The sequence below is a fragment of the Lacipirellula sp. genome (genome assembly GCF_965279485.1).
In the GTDB taxonomy this organism is placed as follows: domain Bacteria; phylum Planctomycetota; class Planctomycetia; order Pirellulales; family Lacipirellulaceae; genus Lacipirellula.
The window spans coordinates 1020201-1039631 of sequence record NZ_CBDIIC010000002.1; the positions used below are offsets into that span (position 1 = coordinate 1020201).

Sequence of the window (19431 nt, forward strand, 5' to 3'; positions counted from 1 at the left end):
TTGACCGGGGCAGGGCGAGGGTCAAACTTTGCGGCCGCCCCCGCCGCCCAACTTGCCTTGACACTCCCCCGCCTGGGCGGAAGATGGGTCGGCTGGGGTCGATTCTGACGGTCGCATCGGCTAAAGTCGGCGTCCCGGAAGCAGCCCCCGGCAGACGCATGGCGGAGCAGGCCAGCGTGAACGTCCGGCGGAGAAGGAACGAAGAGCCCGAGCGATGACGATACGGACCGCCCTCAAAACGCTGCTCGGCCTGACCCTCGCGCTGCCGATGCTGCAGTCGCTCCTCTACTGGGTCGCCGGCCTGCTCGCCTCGATGGGCGACCACGCCGCCGCCACCGCGTTCCAACGCCTCCACATTGGCGTCGGCGTCGCCTGGATCATTTGCCTCATCGGCCTGGTGATCGCGCTCGCCCTCAAAGCAATCGGCGATCTGTCGGAGGATGGCGAGGAGCTGCACGAGTAGCTCGGGGCAGTGGGCAGTGGGCAGTGGGCAGTGGGCAGTGGGCAGTGGGCAGTGAAAGCATCATAGCCGCGAGCCCTTTTCTCCAGCCCCGGAGGGGCGAAATGTTGTAGCCGGGTGGCGTGAGCCCCCGGTGACCGGTCGCGCACCGCCTAAAGCCCCGGCAGGGGCGACAGAACTCCCACCACCCGCCACCGCTCTGCCTCTCCCGACCACGCCCCCAAACCGGCGCCAGCACGCCCACTTCGCTCTTGAGCCCCCGCGCCGCGATCCCGTACCATCCCGCCGCGTCTCTTCCCTCACGCCCATCCGTCGCTGCCGCCGCGCAGCGGTTGGAGACCTGCCATGCGCCGCCAAATCCTCAGCCTCGTCGCCGTCTGTCTCGCCGCACCTGCCGCAAGCGCTCAGCAGTTGTTGCCAGCAGCGCCGGCCATGCCGCAACAAATTGTTGCTCCTGCGAATCTGGCTCCGCCTGTCACGCCGGCGCAACAAGAAAAGCTCCAACTCCTCCGCGACTGCATCGCCCAACGCAATCAACTCCAACGTCGGATCGATCGGATTATGGTCGAGACGCAAACGCCCGAGCGGATGATCGTTCATCTGGAACTTCTAGAGGTCAACCTGACCGCTGCCGAAAAAATCGGCGTCTTCCCAAAAGCACAAGACTCTCCGGCCGGTACGACAACCTTCAACAGTTGGACTGAAGCCGACATCGCAAAGCTCCGCAGCGAAGACGCCGTTCAAGTATTAGCTTCGCCTAAACTCGAAGTATCGAGCGGAGAGGAGTCGAGATCCCACTTCGGACCAGAAGCGAACAGTGAAAACGGCGCCAAATCGCCTTTCACCGACGTCCAAGTGTACGCCGATGCCTTAGGAAACAACCAGGCCCGCGTCGACTTCCGCATCGACCGCACCACCCCCGATCCTGAGCGCTCGGCAAAGGATCCCACTGCACGAACTCAAGTATCCACGGTCAACTCTCAAATTGAGGTAACGTTTGGCGAGACAGTGTCGCTCGGCGGCCTGATCACCAATCGAACCCGCACCCGTCGCGGCGCTCTCGGCCGCGTCACGGAAACGTACAAATCCGAAATGGTGCTTCTCATCCGCGCCGAAGCCCTGCTCCCCCACGCCTCCGGCATCGTCCCCGCCACCGCGATCTTCCCGCGCTAGCCATCCTCTAGCCCCGGGCTCCGCCCGGGGGTCGGCCACCACGCCGTGTGACGCCACGGCGCGAATGGCGACGTTGACCGCGCTCGCGTCGACGTCCCAGCGGGACGACCGACAATAGCCCAGCAATTCATTGCTGGGTAAAAAGCGCCGGCGCATGATGAAGTCCCCTAGGGACGACTGAATGACTCCGGTAATTAATTGTCCCTACGGGACATCAGTCCTTGCGGCGGAATCATGCCCCAGCAATGAATTGCTGGGCTATTGTCGAATCTCCCTCCGGGAGAAGACGATACAACTCACTCGAAATACACTTTTGAGACAAAGTTAGGCTACGATGCGATGGGCGTTGGCTAATCGGCCGACTTGAAGACCGTCGCCGAAGCTCGCAACTCGCCAGAGGGGTGGCCGAAAATCGTTACTCCACCACCTCGTCCTCTTTTGCTAAGCTGCAACGGCCAGGCCGCCGCTGCGCGCTGGCACGATCGGCGCCGGCGACGGACGGCGTTGCGCTTCAAGCATGCGAACGCTGAAACCAGCGCAGAAAGCGACGCGAATGGCGCGTCGTGACGCGACACGACAAAACGCAAACCGAAGAACTGCGGCGCCTTACGATTAGTGTCGCCAAAAATCGCATCACGCGACATTAATCGACGACAAAAGAACGCACGGCGTCCAATGGGGACCGCTCCGGCGGTTCGTTGAACCGCGGCTACTGGTGGCGGCTACTTGGGGCTACGTCGCCGTAAAGCGGCTTAAGATCGCCGCTGCGTGCCACTTGAGCATCGTGAGGTGCCCGGCACGCGGATCGATCGTCAGTTCGCTCCCAGCGACATGCCGCTGGAAGTAGTGCCCCATCCCCGGCGGTGCGATCGGGTCGCATCCGCCATGCCAGAACGAAACCGAAGACGCCGGCAGCGCTTCGAGGCTAAAGCCCCACGGCCCGCCGAGCAGCGTCACGTCCGTAACAATCCCGTCCGGTCCGCACCGCGTCGCTTGGCTGAGCGTTTCGATAGTCGCCGCGCGATACTCGGCATTGCACAAGATGAGTTCACGATCCGACGCCGCCCAGTGCGACGCGATCTGTTCGAGAGTTCGATCAGGATGCTTCCGCAACCGATTCGCTTCGATCTTGAACGCCAACCGCGCGAGCCGCGGTCGTCGGCCGACCATTGCGATCGTGCCATCTTCGCTCCCGGCCGGGGCGCCGGAGACGCACATCGGCGTATGGCCCGAGACGATCGCCACCTGTGTGAGTCGCTCTGGCAGGCAGCGAATGCAACTCAGCGCGTAAGGAGCTCCGCCCGAGAGCGCGAGCACGCCAAAGTTCGTTCCGGCGTAACCAAGGACGTCGGCCACACAGGCGACGTCAGCCGGCCAATCGAGAATCCGCCGGCCCGATTGGTAGTCGGAGAGCCCGATCCCCGGCCGCTCGAGCGCCATCAATCGGACGCCAGCCGCAGTCGCTTCGTCGGCGATGAGCCCCGCCTCGATGCGGGCGCCTGGGGTTCCGTGGAAGTAGAAGACCGGGATGCCCGCCGGGTCGCCGAATTCGGCATAACCGATCCGCCGACCGCTCGGCAGCTTGACGCACCCTTCAATTGGGCGTGGGCGTGCGGCCGCCAGCGCGGGGCCGCCGAGGGCAACCGCGGGAAGCAGGGAGAGTCCGGTCAACAGCGCCTGGCGGCGAGTCTGCATAGCAATCAACGGGGGGCGGGCGTTCTCTGTTCGGGTGTATCGGCGACATCGTCGCCGGGGCTCCCCATCATGCAGTTTTTGTGCCCGGGGCGAAATGACCGGACCGCGCCCACGCCCGCAATTGGCGAATTTTGCGGTTCATCCCGCCGCCCGCTACAGCAGCGGGCTCAGCAATCTCGCGAAATTCTCGCCAATCCGCCGCAGCTGCGGCCGCCGCTGGTAGCGGGCAAGATCCATCATGTGCGAGCGGTCGATGTAGTGCTGCTGCAATTCTCGCAGCTCGCCGGTGAACTCCGGGTCGTACAACGCGAGCAAAATCTCGAAATTCAGCCGCATACTCCGCGGGTCGAGATTCACCGAGCCGAACAGCGAATACGACCCATCGACGGTGATGCTCTTCGTGTGGAGCAAGCCATCGCTGAACAACATGATCCGCACTCCGGCCCGCAGCATGTCCCCTTTGAACGCCCCGCTGGCGAACCGCACCAGCAGCGAGTCGACGCGGGCCGGGATCACCAGAATCACCTTCACCCCGCGACGGGCTGCCGCGATCAGTGCGAGGCTCAGTGGTTCGCTTGGCACGAAGTAAGGCGTCGTCAGCACCAGTTCTTCACGGGCAGCGTAGATCGCCGTGATCAACATCTGCTCGACGGCGTCGGTCGCCAGCGCCGGCCCCGACGGCATCACCTGCACCGTGCAGTCGCCGCGACTTGGCTGCGGGTGGGCGTCGCCGGTCGCTTGCAGCTCGCTCAGATCGGAGTTGGTTTCGACGAACCAATCGGCGAGGAACGTGATCGCCAGCGCCTCGACCGCCGGGCCCTCGATGCGGACCATCGCATCAACCCATTCGCCGACGCCAGCGTCCTTTTTGAAGAACCGCGGATCGACCAAGTTCAAGCTGCCGGTGTACGCGACGCGGCCGTCGATCGCGACGATCTTCCGGTGGAGCCGCAAATCGAACCGCACGAACGGCGCCCGCAGCAATCCGCCCGGCAAGGCCGCTTGCACATGAACGCCCGCTTGCCGCAACCGCGCCGCTTGCTCGCTCTTGAGGAACGCCCGACTGCCGAGCGCGTCGACCAGCACGCGACAGACGACGCCACGGCTCGCCGCCTCGACAAGGGCGTCGCCGACCTTATCAGCCTCGCCGCCGTTGCTCCAAATGTAGAACTCCAGATGGCATGTCCGTTGGGCCGCGTCGATATCGGCGATCAACCGCGCAAAGACATGCTGCCAGTCGTTGATCAACTCGACGTGGTTGCCGCGCAGCGACGGCACGCCAATGAGCGACTGCCCCAACTGCGAGAGCGATTCGAACTCGGGAGAGAGCCGCGACCAATCAACAAGACTTCGTTGCGGCAACTCGGCGAGCCACTTGCGAATCGGCGGATAAAGTTCGACGAACCGCTTCGCTCGCCGGCGCCCCAGCCGCAGCTCGCCGATCGTGAGATAAGCGAGCGGTCCGACGATCGGAAAGCCGAAAATCACCATCACCCACGCCAGCGACTCGCCCGTCGGCCGCCGCTGCATGATCACCCGCCACGCGAGCGCCACCTGCAACGCCACGTGGGCCGTCGCCAATACCCAGGCCCAAAAGGTCCAGGAAGTCAGCGGTTGGATGATAGCGCTAGGCGGCATGGAGGAACTGTTCAGTTGTCAGTTACTTAACTTCAAAGTCCACAATCAACGGCAAATGATCCGATGCCCGCTTTGCCAGTCCAGTATGACCGCCAAACGCAGCGAGCGAACTGATGGGACCGCGACAGAAAATCCGATCGAGTCGCCGCAACGGCGCCGCCGCGGGAAACGTGCGGATCGTGCCGCTCGCCAGTTCGAACCCAGCCGGGTGCATGATCTTCTTGCCGAGGTTCTCCCACACGTCGTTGAAGTCCCCGCCAATCACCAGCGGCGTTTCCGCCCCCAGCTTAGAGAATAGCTCGCCCCCCAGCAGCCGCCGAAGCTGGATTTGCCGCTCGAAACCTGCGAGGCCGAGATGAACGTTCGCCAATCCAATCTTCCGCGCGTGGCCCCGCACCTCGGTCTCCACCTGGCAGACGAGCGCACAGCGGCGCTTCTTCAGCGGGATCGTGAGATCAATGTCGACTGCGTCGATGATCGGCCAACGGCTCAAGATCGCGTTGCCGTAGTGCCCAACCGAACGGAGCCGCACGTTGCGCTGATAGGCGCGGTGCGGAAGTTCGACCGCTTCGGCAAGCAAATCGACTTGGCAATCATGCCGCGACCGCTTGGCCCCGTCGTCGACCTCCTGCAAGAAGGCAACATCGGGCTGGTAGTGCCGGATCGTTTCGATAATCCGCGCGAGGTCGTAACGACGGTCGAGACCGCCGATCCCCTTATGGATGTTGTAACTCAGCAGCCGGAATTGCATGCCACAAGACTGAGGGGAGGGGGGCGCCGAGTCAAGTGCGGACCGCCCATTCCGCTAGTTATGCGAAATGTTCCCCTTCGACTCGCCATTCAAATGGCGGCGGAGATAAGTGGCCCGCTCGATGTTGCGATCGGCCTGATCGAGTTCGACGCCCGACAGCTTTTGCAGATGGGCCGGCTGGGTGTGGATCAGCAGCTTGTTGACCGTCGGGATCGACAGGTCGTTGATCAGCCCCAGGTTAATCCCCATCCGCACGCTCGAGAGGAGATGCATCGTCTCTTCGCTGCTGATCGTTTGCGCGGTTCGCAGAATGCCGTACGCACGGCTCACGCGGTCGTGCAGCGTTTCTTGGCTGTTCTCGATGAGGAAGCTGCGGGCCTGCCGCTCGTAGTCGATGAGCACGGGGACCACGTCGGCCACCTTCTTGCCCAACTCTTCTTCGGTCTGACCAAGGGTGACCTGATTGCTGATCTGGTAGAAGTCGCCGGTCGCCTGCGAGCCTTCGCCGTAGAGGCCGCGGACGGCAAGGTTGATCTTGTGGAGGCTCTTAAACACCTTCTCGATCTGGCGGGTAATTGCCAGCGCCGGAAGGTGGAGCATCACGCTCACGCGGACGCCGGTACCGGTGTTCGTGGGGCACGCGGTGAGGTAACCGAGCCGTTCGTTGTAGGCGTAGGTGACCTGCTCTTCGATCATGTCGTCGAGCTTGGTCGCCTGCTCCCACGCGTCGGCCAGCGCGAGGCCGCTGTGCATCACCTGAATCCGGAGGTGATCTTCCTCGTTGATCATCACGCTGAAGCATTCCGACGGATCGACGAAGACCGCCCGCGCCCCTTCGCTCGAGGCGTGCTCGCGGCTGATCAACTGGCGTTCGACGAGGAACTGCCGATCGACGTCGGCGAGGTCGTTGACGTTCAAGTAGATCGACTCGCCCGGCGCCTTGCCGGAAGTCCGCAGTGCTTCGACGCGGCCATGGAGGATCTTCTCGATCTCGGCGCGATCAGCGTCGGTCGCCCGCGAAATGAACGGGAAGTCGGCCAAGTTCCGCGCCAGCCGGATGCGGCTCGAGATCACGATGTCGGACTCGGGGCCGGAGCCGCGGAGCCATTCACCGCTCGTGCTGGCGAGATCGTCGAGAGTCATAAGGAGGCGTCAGGTGCTAGTTGTGGTGACTTAGTAGCCGCGGGTCAACGACCCGCCGGAGCGACGCTCAAACGAGCATCAGGTGCAAAGCTGCCAGGCATTCACCTCAGCAGCGCGGCGGTGCTACGACTCGCCTTTCGCTTCGCGAAAGCCCGCTTCGATTTCGCGGATCTTATCGCGAATCTCCGAGGCCCGTTCGTACTCTTCGGACGTCACGGCTTCCTTCATCTCGCGGCGGAGGCGAATGAGCTGCGTTTGCTGATCGGCGCCATGCGGGCAGCGTTTGGGGACTTTGCCCATGTGCTGCGTCTGATCGTGGATGCTCATCAGCAATGGCTCGAGATCCTTCTCGAAGAACACGTAGTCGTGCGGGCAGCCGAGGCGACCTTGCTTGCGGAACTGCAGGAACGTGATCCCGCAGACCGGGCAGGCGCGTTGATCGAGCCGGGCCAGATCGTCGGCCGTTTCGCCGACGGCCAGATGCTGGGCGAGCAACCCGGCCATGGCCGGCATCCCTTCCACGTCCTGGGCCTCTTCCTGCGACGGCGTGAGGAACGACTGCGCGCATTCCTCGCAGAGGTGAAGTTCGCTCGGTTCGCCATCGACCAGATCGGTGATGTGGAACGTAGCGGGGCGATCGCACTTTTGGCATTTCATGGCGGCGTCTCCTGGCGGGCGGGGCGGCGTTCCTTCGGCGGCGAGCCGGGCGCCCTGCGATCCAAACAATCGAGACGCCGACGACCGAACCTTGAGCAGGCGTCGCGCCTCTCCCAGAGGGAGTGCGCGATCGAACCGAAGGCTCGGTCCGCGCTGAAGAAACCGCTCCACGCTATGGGGATTCTAGCCGTGGGGGGGGTAGTGTCAAGGTAAGCGTCAGCGGCGATAAGCCGTTGTGCCATTTGGACATGGGTCGCCGCCGACAGCGAAGTTGTGGGCCCTCTCTGGGGGTGATAAAGTGACGCTTGCAGACCGCGGAACGTGGGAAGTCGACCCCTCGGGCCAAGGCGCCGCCGACCGCTGGCGAAGCGCATCGCCGAGCGTTCGACCCTTGCCGTCGACTACCGCTACCCGCCCCCATCAGGTTTGGACGATTCATGGCCCATCTTCCCTCGCTCGAGCGGTTCGTCGAACTAGCTCAAGGCGCCGACTTTGTTCCCGTCTATCGTGAGCTGCTGAGCGATGCCCTCTCGCCGGTGCAGGCATTCAATCGCCTCGATCGCGGCCAAGCCGCCGGACTGTTTGAAAGCGTCATCGGCGGCGAAAAGGTCGGTCGCTACAGCTTCGTCGCCAGCGACCCGTTCCTCTTGCTTGAGGCCCGCGGCACGCAGGTCAAGGTCAGCCGCCGCAACAACGCCGGCGGAAAAGAGGCGTGGGCGACCGAAGAGCAGAAGGTCGCCAACCCGCTCGAGACGCTCCGCGAGCTCGTGCAAGCAGTCCGCGTCGTCCATCTGCCGGAGCTGCCGCCGTTCATCGGCGGGGCCGTCGGCTACGCCGGGTACGATACGGTTCGTTACGTCGAACGCCTCCCCAACGCTCCCACCGACGACCGGAGCCTGCCCGACCTCGCGTTCGGTCTGTTCGACCACATGGTGGTCTTCGACAACGTGCGCAAGACGGTGCACGTGCTCGTGCTGGCCGACCTGCGCGGCGCCGAGGATGACGACGAGATCGCTCGCCGCCATCAGGCTGCTTGCAACCGCGTCGATGGCTACATCGCAGCCCTGAACACTCCGGCCGACGGCCTGCAGCTGGCCGACATCGACGCCCGCGGGCCGGTGACGTTGCCGTTCAAATCGAACTTCACGCAAACCGAGTTCGAGCAAGCGGTGCGGAAGTGCGTCGAGTACATTCGCGCCGGCGATATCTTCCAAGTGGTGATCTCGCAGCGGCTGGAGGTCGACTTCGACTGCCCGCCGTTCGAACTCTACCGCACATTGCGGGTGGTGAACCCGAGCCCGTTCATGTTTTACCTGCGGATGCCAGGGACGACGCTCGTCGGCAGCTCGCCGGAGATTATGGTTCGCGTCGTCGACGGACTCGCAACGGTGCGCCCGCTCGCCGGCACGCGGCCCCGCGGGGCCAACGAAGAGGAAGATGCCCGCCTGGCGGCCGACTTGCTCGCCGACCCGAAGGAATGCGCCGAACATATTATGCTCGTCGACCTCGGCCGCAACGACGTCGGCCGCGTGGCGGAATTCGGCTCGGTCGAAATCTCAGACGTGATGGTGATCGAGCGTTACAGTCACGTGATGCACATCACCTCGAACGTCACCGGCCAACTGCGCGACGATTGCGATGCGTTCGACGCCCTCGCCGCCTGCTTGCCGGCCGGTACCGTCTCCGGCGCCCCGAAGGTGCGGGCGATGGAGATCATCGACGAAATCGAACCCCATCGCCGCGGCCCGTACGCAGGCGCCGTGGGGTACATCGACTTCGCAGGCAACATGGATACCTGCATCGCGCTCCGCACGGTGGTGCTGAAGGACAAGAAGGCGTACGTCCAAGCGGGCGCCGGCATCGTCGCCGACAGCGTCCCGGCAATGGAGTACCAAGAAACGCTCAACAAAGCTCGTGGAGCATTAAAGGCGATTGAAGTGACCAAACAGCGAGTTAGCAAGAATTAACCACCAAGACGCGAAGGCACTAAGTAGTTCGCCAAGAATTACGTTGTTCGCACGGCTCAACCTTAGTGCTTTCCTTCGTGTTCTTGGTGCCTTCGTGGTGAAATAAAAATGAAATCACTCGCCGGTCAATTTCTCGTTGCGTCTCCGCATCTGAAGGATCCCAACTTCTCCAAGACCGTCGTGCTCATGCTGCAGCACGAAGAGCAGGGCGCCCTTGGCGTGATCATCAATCGCCCCGGCGATAAGACCGTCGACGACGTCTGGAAGATGATCGGCAACGATCCGGTCGACAGCGACATGCCGGTCTATGTCGGCGGCCCCGTGCCCGGGCCGTTGATCGCTCTCCACAATCAGCGCGAGTTCGGCGAGAAAGAGATTCACCCGAAGCTCTTCATGTCGATGCAAAAAGATACGATCGATCTGCTGGTGCGGCGCCACGACGCCAAGTTCCGCCTCTTCAGCGGCCACTCCGGCTGGGGCGGCGGGCAGCTTGAGGAAGAGATGGAAGTCGGCGGCTGGCTCACCTCGCCAGCGCGAGTGAGCAATATCTTTTCCGATCCCGAAGGGGTCTGGAAACGCGTTTGCAGTGAGATCGGGCTGCGGATCTCAGCGCCCCACCTCTCGCCTGATCAACGTCCGCCTGATGTCAATCTGAACTGACTCTTTCGGCGTGGAACGTTAGACATCTCTCGCAAAGGCGCTAACACGCCAAGGGAACGCAAAGAAGACGGAATATATAGGTAGTTCCGTGTCTTGATCTGAACTCTGCGTCTCCGCGCCTCTGCGAGAGACCTGTATTAAACAAGCTCTCGCAGAGGCGCGGAGACGCAGAGGAAAGTAATACGGCCCGCCACTCTCTTTCTCTTTTCTTCGCGTGTCTTTGCGCCTTGGCGACTTTGCGAGAGAAAAACGGGCACGCCTACCGCCACCCGTAGCCCAGTCGCGGCGGCAAGACGCGCAGATTTCTACATCGTTTGGCGAGAAATGCATACTGCCATCGCTACGACCTGCGGCCAACACCGGGTATGATGGAGCATGGCAGCGGCGGCGTCACACGGCGAGCCGACTGAGACTTCCGACTCCACTCCGAGGTTTTGCGGATGGTGCGTCGAGGGACTTTTCTTCTCCGGCAATTCGCCGTTGCGGCGGCACTCTGTTCTTGGTTCGCAGCGAACGCGGCCAGCGCGAGCGATGCGCTGCAGTTCAACCGCGACATTCGGCCGATCCTTTCGGACAAGTGCTTCGCCTGCCATGGCCCTGAGGCGGCGTCGCGCGAGGGAGGCTTTCGGCTCGACCAGCGCGAGAGCGCCGTTGGTGAGGCCGATTCGGGCTCAATCCCCGTCGTGCCGGGCCAGCCCGATGCTAGCGAGTTGATCGCCCGGATCACCAGCGACGACGAATCGCTGCGGATGCCGCCGGCCGACAGCCACAAGACGCTGACGCCGGAGGAAGTCGACACGCTCCGCCGCTGGATCGCGCAGGGCGCCGAGTGGCAGCAACACTGGTCGTTCACGGCGCCGGTCCGCCCCGAGCTGCCGGCGGTGCAGCACGAGAACTGGCCGCGCGGGCCGATCGATCGGTTCATTGTCGCGCGGCTCGAACAAGAACAACTCGCTCCCGTCGCCGAGGCCGATCGCACGACGCTGCTGCGGCGGGTGACGCTCGACCTTACCGGCTTGCCGCCGACGCCCGCCGAAGCCGATGCCTTCCTCGCCGAAAATCGTCCCGACGCCTATGAGCGGGCTGTCGACAAACTACTCGCCTCGCCCCGCTACGGCGAGCACATGGCACGGTTCTGGCTCGACGCCGCCCGCTACGGCGACACGCATGGCCTCCATCTCGACAACTACCGCGAGATGTGGCCGTACCGCGACTGGGTGGTGCAAGCCTTCAACCGCAACCTGCCGTTCGACGATTTCATCGTCGAGCAACTCGCCGGCGATCTGCTGCCGAACGCGACCGATGATCAGCTGATCGCCAGTGGCTTCAATCGCTGCCACGTGTCGACCAACGAGGGGGGCGTCATTCCAGAGGAGGTCTACGTCACCGCGGTGATCGATCGCGTCGATACCTTCGGCACGGTAATGCTCGGCCTCACGGTCGGTTGTACTCGCTGCCACGATCACAAGTACGACCCGCTGACGCAGGGCGATTTCTACTCGCTGTTCGCGTACTTCAATAGCCTCGACGGCAACGAGATGGACGGTAACCGCGAGGACCCGGCGCCAGTAATTCGCGCGCCGCTGCCGGAGCAAACGGCCAAGCTGGCGGAACTCGACAAGCAAATCGCCGCTGCGGAGGCGAAGCTCGCCGCCGCTTGGCCGGAACTCGATGCGCAGCAAGTTGAGTGGGAACGCCAGTTCGCCGCCGATGAGCCGAAAGTGGAGTCGGTCGGCGGTTCGAGCACCGAGCCAGCTGCCGCCGCGCCGAATCAAGCCGCAGAAGGCAAGACATACCTCGCCATCAGCGATTGGTACACCGTCGGCCCCTTCTCCGATCCAGAACGCTATTTGAAGAGCAAAAAGCATGGCCCCGAAGGGAAGCCAGTGAAGCTCGATCGGAAGTTCAAGCTCGCCACCGGCGAAGAGATCGGCTGGGTTCGCAAGCCGGAGTGGGTCGACGGCGTCGTTTACAACGATCTGCCAGGCGATCCGGCGGCGAATTTCCTATTCCGCTCAATCACCGTCGGCAAGCCGCAGCAGCTCGATATTTCACTCGGCAGCGACGACGGCGTGCGGGTCTACCTCAACGGCAAACTGCTGCTGAAGCGCGACGAACCGCGGGCTGCGGCGGCCGACCAAGAGAAGCTCACGCTCAAACTGAAGAAGGGCGAGAATCAGCTGTTAGTAAAAATCCTGAACTTCGGTGCGCAGTCGGGCTTCTACTTTGCCGCGAAGACCGATCAACCGATCATGCCGCCTGATGTGCTCGCCGCAGCGACGAAGGCGGCTGGCGAACGGAGCGAGCAAGAAGTTGGTTTGGTGCGGCAGTTCTTCCGCAACACGGCCGCCAAGTCGCCGAAACTCGATCAGCTGCGCACGCAGCTCGGCGCCGCCCGCAGCGAGCGGACCGAAGTCGACCGCAACGTGGCGACGACGCTAGTCTTCAAAGAAATGGCGACGCCGAAACCCGCGTACATCCTCAACCGTGGCGAGTACGACCAGCATGGCGCGGAGGTTGGCCGGCGAACGCCGACGATGCTCCCTCCGATGGACGCCGCGGCGCCGAACAATCGCCTCGGCCTCGCGCAGTGGGTCGTCGCCCGTGAGAATCCGCTCGCCGCCCGCGTCGCGGTGAATCGTTTCTGGCAGCAGTTCTTCGGCGTGGGCTTGGTGAAGACATCGAACGACTTTGGCGCTCAAGGCGAGCCGCCGAGCCATCCGGAACTGCTCGACTATCTGGCGGTCGACTTCATCGACAACGGCTGGGACGTGAAGCGGCTCGTTCGCGAGCTGGTCACGTCGGCAACCTATCGGCAGACCTCGCACGTCGATCCCGAGCTCTACCGCCGCGATCCCGAGAATCGCCTGCTGGCACGCGGCGCCCGCTTCCGGCTCGACGCCGAGATGCTCCGCGATCAGGCGCTCTTCACCAGTGGGCTGCTCGTCGAACAGATGGGCGGACCGAGCGTCAAACCGCCGCAACCGGCCGGGCTGTGGGAAGCGGTCGGCTACTCGGGCTCGAACACGGTGAACTTCGTCGCCGACGAAGGGAAGGAAAAGGTTCATCGCCGCACGCTCTACACGTTTATCAAGCGAACGGCTCCGCCGCCGGAGATGAACACGTTCGACGCCCCGTCGCGCGAGTCGTGCATCGTCCGCCGCGAGCGCACCAACACGCCGTTGCAGGCGCTGCTGCTCCTCAACGATCCGCAGTACGTCGAGGCGGCTCGCAGCTTAGCGGAACGAACGCTCAGTGAAGGGGGCGACTCGATCGAACGCCGCGCGAGGTTCTTATTCCAGACCGCCACGTGCCGACAGCCGAGCATCGACGAACTCGCCGACTTAGTGGAGGCGTACCAACAGGAACTCGCAAACTATCGCGCCGACGGCGCTGCCGCGGAAGCGCTACTCGCTATCGGCGGCGCTCCAGCCGACGCCGCGGTGGATCGCGCGGAACTCGCCGCGTGGACGATGGCGGCGAACGTGGTGCTGAACCTCGATGAAGTCGTCACCCGCAACTGAACCAACGCTGGAACCTAAATCAACCACGACGCCTATTTAGACGCGCGCACTAGCCCGCGACCCGCCGTCACCGGCGGGGCTAAATGGCTCGATAAGGACGCAACGCGATGTCCGCTCTCAACCCCATCCAGCAGTATGGCAACGCCCTCACGCGCCGCCACTTCTTCGGCCAAGGCGCCTTCGGCGTCGGCGCCGCAGCGCTCGCCTCGCTGCTCCCGTCGTCGATCCTTGCGCCATGCTCGGCGCACGCGAACTCCGTCGCCGCGGGCGGTTTGCCGGAGCTTCCTCACTTCGCCCCCACGGCGAAGAGAGCGATCTATCTCCATATGAATGGCGGCCCGAGCCAGATGGACCTCTTCGACTACAAGCCGAAGATGGCCGACATGTTCGACGTCGACCTGCCCGAATCGATCCGCGCGGGTCAGCGGCTGACGACGATGACTTCCGGGCAGACGCGGTTCCCGTTGGCGCCGTCGATTTACAAATTCCGCCAGTACGGGCAGCATGGCGCGTGGATGAGCGACCTCATTCCCTACACCGCGCGGATGGCCGATGACCTTTCGATTGTGAAGACCGTCTGGACCGAAGCAATTAACCACGACCCGGCGGTCACGTACATCTGCACGGGGAACCAGTTGCCGGGCCGTGCGAGCCTTGGCTCGTGGCTGAGCTACGGCCTCGGCACGATGAACGCCAACCTGCCGGCATTCGTCGTGATGACGCCAAGTTGGTCGTCGAAGACTGACGCTCAGGCGATCTACAACCGGCTGTGGGGCAGCGGTTACCTGCCGACGCAGCATCAAGGCGTCGCACTTCGTTCGCAAGGCGACCCGGTGCTGTTCCTCTCAAACCCGCCCGGCGTCGACGCCGCCACGCGCCGCCGCACGCTCGATCGTATCGCCCGCTTCAATCAACGGACGCTTGCCGAAATCGGCGACCCCGAAACGCAAACGCGCATCGAGCAGTACGAGATGGCGTTCCGTATGCAAACCTCGGTGCCTGAGTTGACGAACCTCAACGACGAGCCGAAGCACATCCTCGACATGTACGGCCCCGACGTGTTGAAGCCGGGCACGTTCGCCGCGAGTTGCCTTCTTGCCCGCCGGCTCGCTGAGCGCGACGTGCGGTTCGTGCAGATCTTCCACCGCGGCTGGGATCAGCATGGCAACATCGCCGGCGACTTGCCGCGACAGTGCCAAGACGTCGACCAAGCAGGCTGGGCGCTGGTGCAAGACCTGAAGCAGCGCGGCCTGCTGCAAGACACGCTCGTCATCTGGGGCGGCGAGTTTGGCCGCACTATTTACTGTCAGGGCGGCCTCACCCGCGAGAATTACGGCCGCGATCACCACCCGCGCTGCTTCACGATGTGGATGACCGGCGGCGGCGTTCGTCCCGGCGTCGTCTACGGCGAGACCGACGACTTCAGCTACAACATAGTCGACAAGCCGGTTCATATTCACGATCTCAATGCGACGATTCTGCACACGTTGGGGATCGACCATAGCCGGCTGACGTTCCGGGCTCAGGGCTTGGATCAGCGGCTCACGGGCGTTGAAGAACACCACGCCGTCACGGACCTCCTCATGTAGGGTGGCGTGCTTGCACCCACCTTCGCGTCTTACGACGAACGGCTCCCTGCTTTCCATGAGGGGTGCGTAGCCGGCTCCGCTAATTCGTTGGATTCCTCATCCTACGGGACAGGGGCGGCAATATTGGGTGCGAAGCACGCCACCCTACGGTCGCGGCGACCCGTTTCCGCCCCTTGCGGCCCTGCGCTCCCGGCAGCCATAATTGCCGATTCGTTTTTCCTCGCCCGCCTCCGCTATCTGGTTGCAAGTCCATGTCGCTGCTTGTCGTTGGTTCCGTCGCGATTGATAACGTCGAAACGCCTACTGAGCGGCGGGATAACGTCCTGGGCGGCTCGGCGACCCACTTCTCGATCGCCGCCAGCTTCTTCACCGGTGTGCGGCTCGTCGGCGTCGTCGGCGATGATTGGCCTCAGCAACACACCGAATTGCTCAATGGCCGCGGCATCGACACCTCGGGCCTGCAGATCGTGCCGGGCGGCAAGACGTTCACTTGGACCGGCCGCTATGAACCAAACATGAACGATCGCGAGACGCTCGACGTCCAGCTCAACGTCTTCGGCGAGTTCGACCCAAAGCTCCCCGAGTCGTACCGCAGCGCAAAGTACGTTTTCCTCGCCAACGGCGTGCCGGGCGTGCAGTCGAAGGTGCTTGAACAAGTACCGGGACGCCGCCTCGTCGTGGCCGACACGATGGATCTGTGGATCAACATCATGCGGGCCGATCTCGACGCGCTGTTGAAGAATCTTGACGGCCTCGTGCTGAACGACAGCGAAGCGAAACTGCTCACCGGCTCGCAGAACCTCGTCGCCGCCGGTCGCGCCGTCCAACGAATGGGCCCGAAGTTCGTCGTCATCAAGAAGGGCGAGCATGGCGCCATGTTCTTCGGCGAACACGAAACCTACGTGCTCCCGGCGTACCCGACGGAGCGCGTCGTCGATCCGACCGGCGCGGGCGACACCTTTGCCGGCGGCATGATGGGCTACCTCACCGAGCAAGATTCGTTCGACGCCGAGACGCTGAAGACGGCCATGGCCTACGGCATCGTCGCCGCGAGCTTCAACGTCGAAGGGTTCGGTACCGAGCGGATGCAGCAGATCAACCGCGAAGACATTGAGAAGCGGATGGGCGACTACCGAAAGATGCTGAGCTTCTAATGGCCAAGACTCGCACCTTCATCGCCGTCGAAGCTGTCGACCAGGTTCACGCCTCGGCGCTTGGCGTTATCGATCGACTTCGCTCCGCCACTGATAACGTGAAGTGGGTGGAGCCTGATAATCTCCATTGGACGCTCCATTTTTTGGGCGACCTCGGCGACGTCGAGATGGCGGAAGTCTGCCTACGGACGGTGAGGACCGCGGCAAAGCACGAAGGGTTTACGCTGGAAGCTCGCGGCGTGGGAGCCTTCCCGACGATTGAACGCCCGCGGGCGTTGTGGCTTGGCGCAGGCGAGGGGCATGAGCAGCTTTGCGACTTGCAGGCCGACATCGAACGGGCGATCGAATCGCTCGGCTTCCGCGCGGAGCGGCGGCAATTCGTCCCGCACCTGACGCTCGGTCGGGTAGGGCAGGGGAGCCACGGCGGCTCGTTGCTGACCGAGCGACTGGAGAAGCTTACCGACTTCGATGGCGGAGCGATGGGCGTCGATTCGGTCACTGTCTACGCGAGCGAGCTGACGCGCGAGGGGCCGACATATCATGTGTTGGCACGGGCGCCGCTCGGTTGAAAGCACTCGATCAAATTGCGTCGAGTTCCGCGAGTAGTTCGTCCGTGAGCTTCAGCTCAGCGGCGAACTGCGGCTCGTTCGGGTGCTGCTCGACGAGTTCTTGCAAGATGCGTTGTGATTCTTGCAGCTTCGCCCGCGCGTCGTCTGTGCGGTAAATGTCCGCCAGCAATTCGCCGTTCGCTCGCAATGCGACTCCTAAATCGCACAGATGGCGAGGCGAGGCGTCTCCCGCAGCTTGCAACGTTTGCAGCCGCTTCGCCGCTGACTCGAGCGATTCGAGGGCTCCGCTCGTCTCGCCGTCGGCGCTGAACTGCATGCCGAGATTCATTTCGATGCCAGCGAGATCGGCGGCGTACTCCGGGACGCTTGGATTGCGGTCGGCGAGTTCGCGCATCGCCGCGCGTGCCGCAGTGAGCGCCGCGACCGCTTCTTCCGGACGACCGCTGGCTGCTTCGACGTCTCCGAGCATCCGTTGGCAAAGGGCGAGCCGGCGGCTGTTTTCGAAGTCGGCGTGGTTGGCGGTTGCCAAGCTGCCGAACGTCGCGATTGCCTCCGCCAAATTCTGCTTAGCGCCGGTGAGATCGCCTTGCTGGATCCGCACCTGCGCCAGATTGAAGTCGCCCATTCCCAAATCGCGGCGCAGCGTCTGGGGAGTTTCATCGCCGTTGAGCTGCGCCCGGCGGAGCGTTTGCGCCCGCTCCAACTGCTTGATCGCCGCTTGCGCATCGCCAGCAGCCAGATCGAGCAGCCCCAGATTCATCAGGCTGCTCGCCAGCGTTCGCGCGGCCTCGGCGTCGTCCGGACGCTGCTTGGCGATTGCCTCGCGCAACTCGGCGGCTTGGGTGAAGTACTGGCGGGCCGATTTGTTTTGCTTGAGGTTCTGGTGCGCCCGGCCGAGTGCGTTGAGCGTTTGTGCATACTCGACTTCCAGTTCAGTCCGCTCGCTTCCCGAACTTTTCGCCACAAGCTGCTGCTGAATCGCCGCCGCCCGCTCGTAGTGCTCAATTGCCGGCGTTGCGGCGTCGATCGTCTCGATCATGCGGCCGACGAAGAACTCAGCCTGCGCCACCTCCTGCTGCAGTTGCGGATCGTCGCCCCGCTCCTTGAGGAACTCTTGGTAATAATCCAGGGCTTGCTTCAAGAGCGCATCGCGGAGCGGTTGCATGCCGGGTTGATTGAGCAGCGTCTCTTCGCTGACGCGAATGTAGTACTGCCGCACGGCGTCTTGCGCGAGCTGAAAATTCCGCTCCGCCCGATCGCGCTGGACCTTGAGCAAGCCAACGCCCACGGTCAGGCCGGCGATCGCGAGCAGGGCGACGATCGATGCGCTCGTTACGAACGAACGATGCCGTCGCACCCACCGCCAACTCCGCGCGGCCAGCGATTCGCGGTGGGCCGCTACCGGTTCGTCGGCTAGGTACCGCTCCACGTCGAGAGCCAGCGCGCGGGCCGAAGCGTATCGCTGCGACGGCTGGCGGGCCATCGCCTTTAGGCAGATCGCTTGCAACGGCCGCGGCGTCTCGGCACGGACTTCCCGCGGAGGTTTGAAACGGCCCTGCTGCACGCGGAAAACGACGTCCTCCGCGGCGCCATCGAACGGCGGCTGCCCCGTGAGCAGGTGGTAGAGCGTCGCGCCCAATCCGTAAACGTCGCTCGCCGCAGTGAGCTGATCGAGCCGGCCCGACGCTTGCTCAGGGCTCATGTACTGCGTCGTGCCGACGATCCGCCCCGCTTGCGTTTGATCGGTTTGAGCCCGATGCGACGGCGTGACCGGCAGCAACTCGAAGTCGTCGGCCGCCGCTTTCCCGTCGAGCGTCTTCGCCAGCCCCCAATCGACGACGAACGTTTCGCCGAACGCGCCGAGCATGATGTTGCCGGGTTTTAAATCCCGGTGAATGACGTTCCGACTATGGGCGTAATCAACCGCTTGGCAAACCGAGACGAAACGCGCCAGCAATTGGCGAAACTCAAGTTCCTTCCCCGGCCGACTTGCTGGCTTTTCGAAATAGTCCTCGATCGCCATCCGCAGATCGACGCCGCGAACAAACTGCATCGCGTAGTAGGGGCGGCCGTCAGCAAACTCGCCGAGGCTGTAGACCGGCACGATGCCAGGATGTTCGAGGTTGCCAGTGATCTCCGCCTCGCGAACGAAGCGGCGGCGATTCTCATGATCGTCGGCGTACGCCGGCAGAATCTCCTTGAGCGCGATCTCGCGATTGAGTTCGCCGTCTTGGGCGATCATCAACCGCCCGAGGCCGCCTTGCTGGTGGAGCCGCAGCACCGTGAAGCGCTGCCGTTCCGCCGAGTAGGTCCACGCATTGGGGCCGTTGGGATCATGCGTGTTGAACCGATCGTCGCGCGTTCGCGAATCGGCGCGGTCGTTCGTGCCGCCCGCATCGGGATCATTGTCGGCTGGATCAGCCATGGGCGCTCAAGTGCGGAGTTGAATGC

The 19431-nt window shown here is 63.5% G+C and carries 14 protein-coding genes; 8 read left to right on the top strand and 6 right to left on the bottom strand.

The annotated features are described in order from the left end of the window. Positions 1-214: 214 nt before the first annotated feature. Positions 215-463: a hypothetical protein gene (locus ACQY7R_RS11630; RefSeq protein ID WP_428305768.1), complete on the top strand. Its 249-nt coding sequence runs from the start codon at positions 215-217 to the stop codon at positions 461-463. 342 nt (positions 464-805) lie between these two features. Further along, entirely contained in the window at positions 806-1633 is an 828-nt protein-coding gene (locus ACQY7R_RS11635) for a hypothetical protein (protein WP_428305769.1), read from the top strand. A 732-nt stretch (positions 1634-2365) separates the two neighbouring features. Here ACQY7R_RS11635 and ACQY7R_RS11640 read toward each other — a convergent pair. The 5 genes from ACQY7R_RS11640 to ACQY7R_RS11660 form a co-directional block, all read right to left on the bottom strand. Next, a complete protein-coding gene (locus tag ACQY7R_RS11640; RefSeq protein WP_428305770.1) occupies positions 2366-3328 on the bottom strand; it encodes an alpha/beta fold hydrolase in 963 nt (320 codons plus the stop codon). 153 nt (positions 3329-3481) lie between these two features. Then, on the bottom strand, positions 3482-4966 hold the full coding sequence (gene cls, locus ACQY7R_RS11645; RefSeq protein ID WP_428305771.1) for a cardiolipin synthase: 1485 nt from the start codon (positions 4964-4966) through the stop codon (positions 3482-3484). Between the two features lie 22 nt (positions 4967-4988). Beyond that, the gene (locus ACQY7R_RS11650) at positions 4989-5717 is read right to left on the bottom strand and encodes an endonuclease/exonuclease/phosphatase family protein (protein WP_428305772.1); all 729 of its coding nucleotides are present in this window, start codon (positions 5715-5717) and stop codon (positions 4989-4991) included. A 54-nt stretch (positions 5718-5771) separates the two neighbouring features. Continuing rightward, positions 5772-6860 carry a protein arginine kinase gene (locus ACQY7R_RS11655; protein ID WP_152100232.1) on the bottom strand — a complete coding sequence of 363 codons (1089 nt, stop codon included), beginning with the start codon at positions 6858-6860 and terminating at the stop codon, positions 5772-5774. 123 nt (positions 6861-6983) lie between these two features. Then, positions 6984-7517: a UvrB/UvrC motif-containing protein gene (locus ACQY7R_RS11660; RefSeq protein WP_428305773.1), complete on the bottom strand. Its 534-nt coding sequence runs from the start codon at positions 7515-7517 to the stop codon at positions 6984-6986. 437 nt (positions 7518-7954) lie between these two features. On the opposite strand from ACQY7R_RS11660, the gene trpE reads away from it, so the two are divergent. The 6 genes from trpE to thpR all read left to right on the top strand — a co-directional run bounded on the left by trpE (position 7955) and on the right by thpR (position 16980). Beyond that, on the top strand, positions 7955-9484 hold the full coding sequence (gene trpE, locus ACQY7R_RS11665) for an anthranilate synthase component I (RefSeq protein ID WP_428305774.1): 1530 nt from the start codon (positions 7955-7957) through the stop codon (positions 9482-9484). Positions 9485-9592: 108 nt separating this feature from the next. Continuing rightward, positions 9593-10144 (top strand): YqgE/AlgH family protein, encoded by a 552-nt coding sequence (locus ACQY7R_RS11670; RefSeq protein ID WP_428305775.1) that lies wholly within the window; start codon positions 9593-9595, stop codon positions 10142-10144. A 440-nt stretch (positions 10145-10584) separates the two neighbouring features. Continuing rightward, complete coding sequence (locus tag ACQY7R_RS11675) at positions 10585-13668, top strand: PSD1 and planctomycete cytochrome C domain-containing protein (protein WP_428305776.1); 3084 nt, start codon at positions 10585-10587, stop codon at positions 13666-13668. Between the two features lie 107 nt (positions 13669-13775). Further along, positions 13776-15257 carry a DUF1501 domain-containing protein gene (locus ACQY7R_RS11680; RefSeq protein WP_428305777.1) on the top strand — a complete coding sequence of 494 codons (1482 nt, stop codon included), beginning with the start codon at positions 13776-13778 and terminating at the stop codon, positions 15255-15257. A 251-nt stretch (positions 15258-15508) separates the two neighbouring features. Next, the gene (locus ACQY7R_RS11685) at positions 15509-16411 is read left to right on the top strand and encodes a PfkB family carbohydrate kinase (protein WP_428305778.1); all 903 of its coding nucleotides are present in this window, start codon (positions 15509-15511) and stop codon (positions 16409-16411) included. After that, positions 16411-16980 carry an RNA 2',3'-cyclic phosphodiesterase gene (gene thpR / locus ACQY7R_RS11690; RefSeq protein ID WP_428305779.1) on the top strand — a complete coding sequence of 190 codons (570 nt, stop codon included), beginning with the start codon at positions 16411-16413 and terminating at the stop codon, positions 16978-16980. Before ACQY7R_RS11685 ends, thpR begins: the two co-directional genes overlap by 1 nt. 10 nt (positions 16981-16990) lie before the next feature. Here thpR and ACQY7R_RS11695 read toward each other — a convergent pair whose 3' ends face one another. Then, positions 16991-19405: a protein kinase domain-containing protein gene (locus ACQY7R_RS11695; protein ID WP_428305780.1), complete on the bottom strand. Its 2415-nt coding sequence runs from the start codon at positions 19403-19405 to the stop codon at positions 16991-16993. Between the last annotated feature and the right edge of the window lie 26 nt (positions 19406-19431).

Coding starts and splice junctions, on each gene's coding strand:
- ACQY7R_RS11630 (WP_428305768.1), top strand. CDS start 215: ATGACGATACGGACCGCCCTCAAAACGCTGCTCGGCCTGACCCTCGCG.
- ACQY7R_RS11635 (WP_428305769.1), top strand. CDS start 806: ATGCGCCGCCAAATCCTCAGCCTCGTCGCCGTCTGTCTCGCCGCACCT.
- ACQY7R_RS11640 (WP_428305770.1), bottom strand. CDS start 3,328: ATGCAGACTCGCCGCCAGGCGCTGTTGACCGGACTCTCCCTGCTTCCC.
- cls (WP_428305771.1), bottom strand. CDS start 4,966: ATGCCGCCTAGCGCTATCATCCAACCGCTGACTTCCTGGACCTTTTGG.
- ACQY7R_RS11650 (WP_428305772.1), bottom strand. CDS start 5,717: ATGCAATTCCGGCTGCTGAGTTACAACATCCATAAGGGGATCGGCGGT.
- ACQY7R_RS11655 (WP_152100232.1), bottom strand. CDS start 6,860: ATGACTCTCGACGATCTCGCCAGCACGAGCGGTGAATGGCTCCGCGGC.
- ACQY7R_RS11660 (WP_428305773.1), bottom strand. CDS start 7,517: ATGAAATGCCAAAAGTGCGATCGCCCCGCTACGTTCCACATCACCGAT.
- trpE (WP_428305774.1), top strand. CDS start 7,955: ATGGCCCATCTTCCCTCGCTCGAGCGGTTCGTCGAACTAGCTCAAGGC.
- ACQY7R_RS11670 (WP_428305775.1), top strand. CDS start 9,593: ATGAAATCACTCGCCGGTCAATTTCTCGTTGCGTCTCCGCATCTGAAG.
- ACQY7R_RS11675 (WP_428305776.1), top strand. CDS start 10,585: ATGGTGCGTCGAGGGACTTTTCTTCTCCGGCAATTCGCCGTTGCGGCG.
- ACQY7R_RS11680 (WP_428305777.1), top strand. CDS start 13,776: ATGTCCGCTCTCAACCCCATCCAGCAGTATGGCAACGCCCTCACGCGC.
- ACQY7R_RS11685 (WP_428305778.1), top strand. CDS start 15,509: ATGTCGCTGCTTGTCGTTGGTTCCGTCGCGATTGATAACGTCGAAACG.
- thpR (WP_428305779.1), top strand. CDS start 16,411: ATGGCCAAGACTCGCACCTTCATCGCCGTCGAAGCTGTCGACCAGGTT.
- ACQY7R_RS11695 (WP_428305780.1), bottom strand. CDS start 19,405: ATGGCTGATCCAGCCGACAATGATCCCGATGCGGGCGGCACGAACGAC.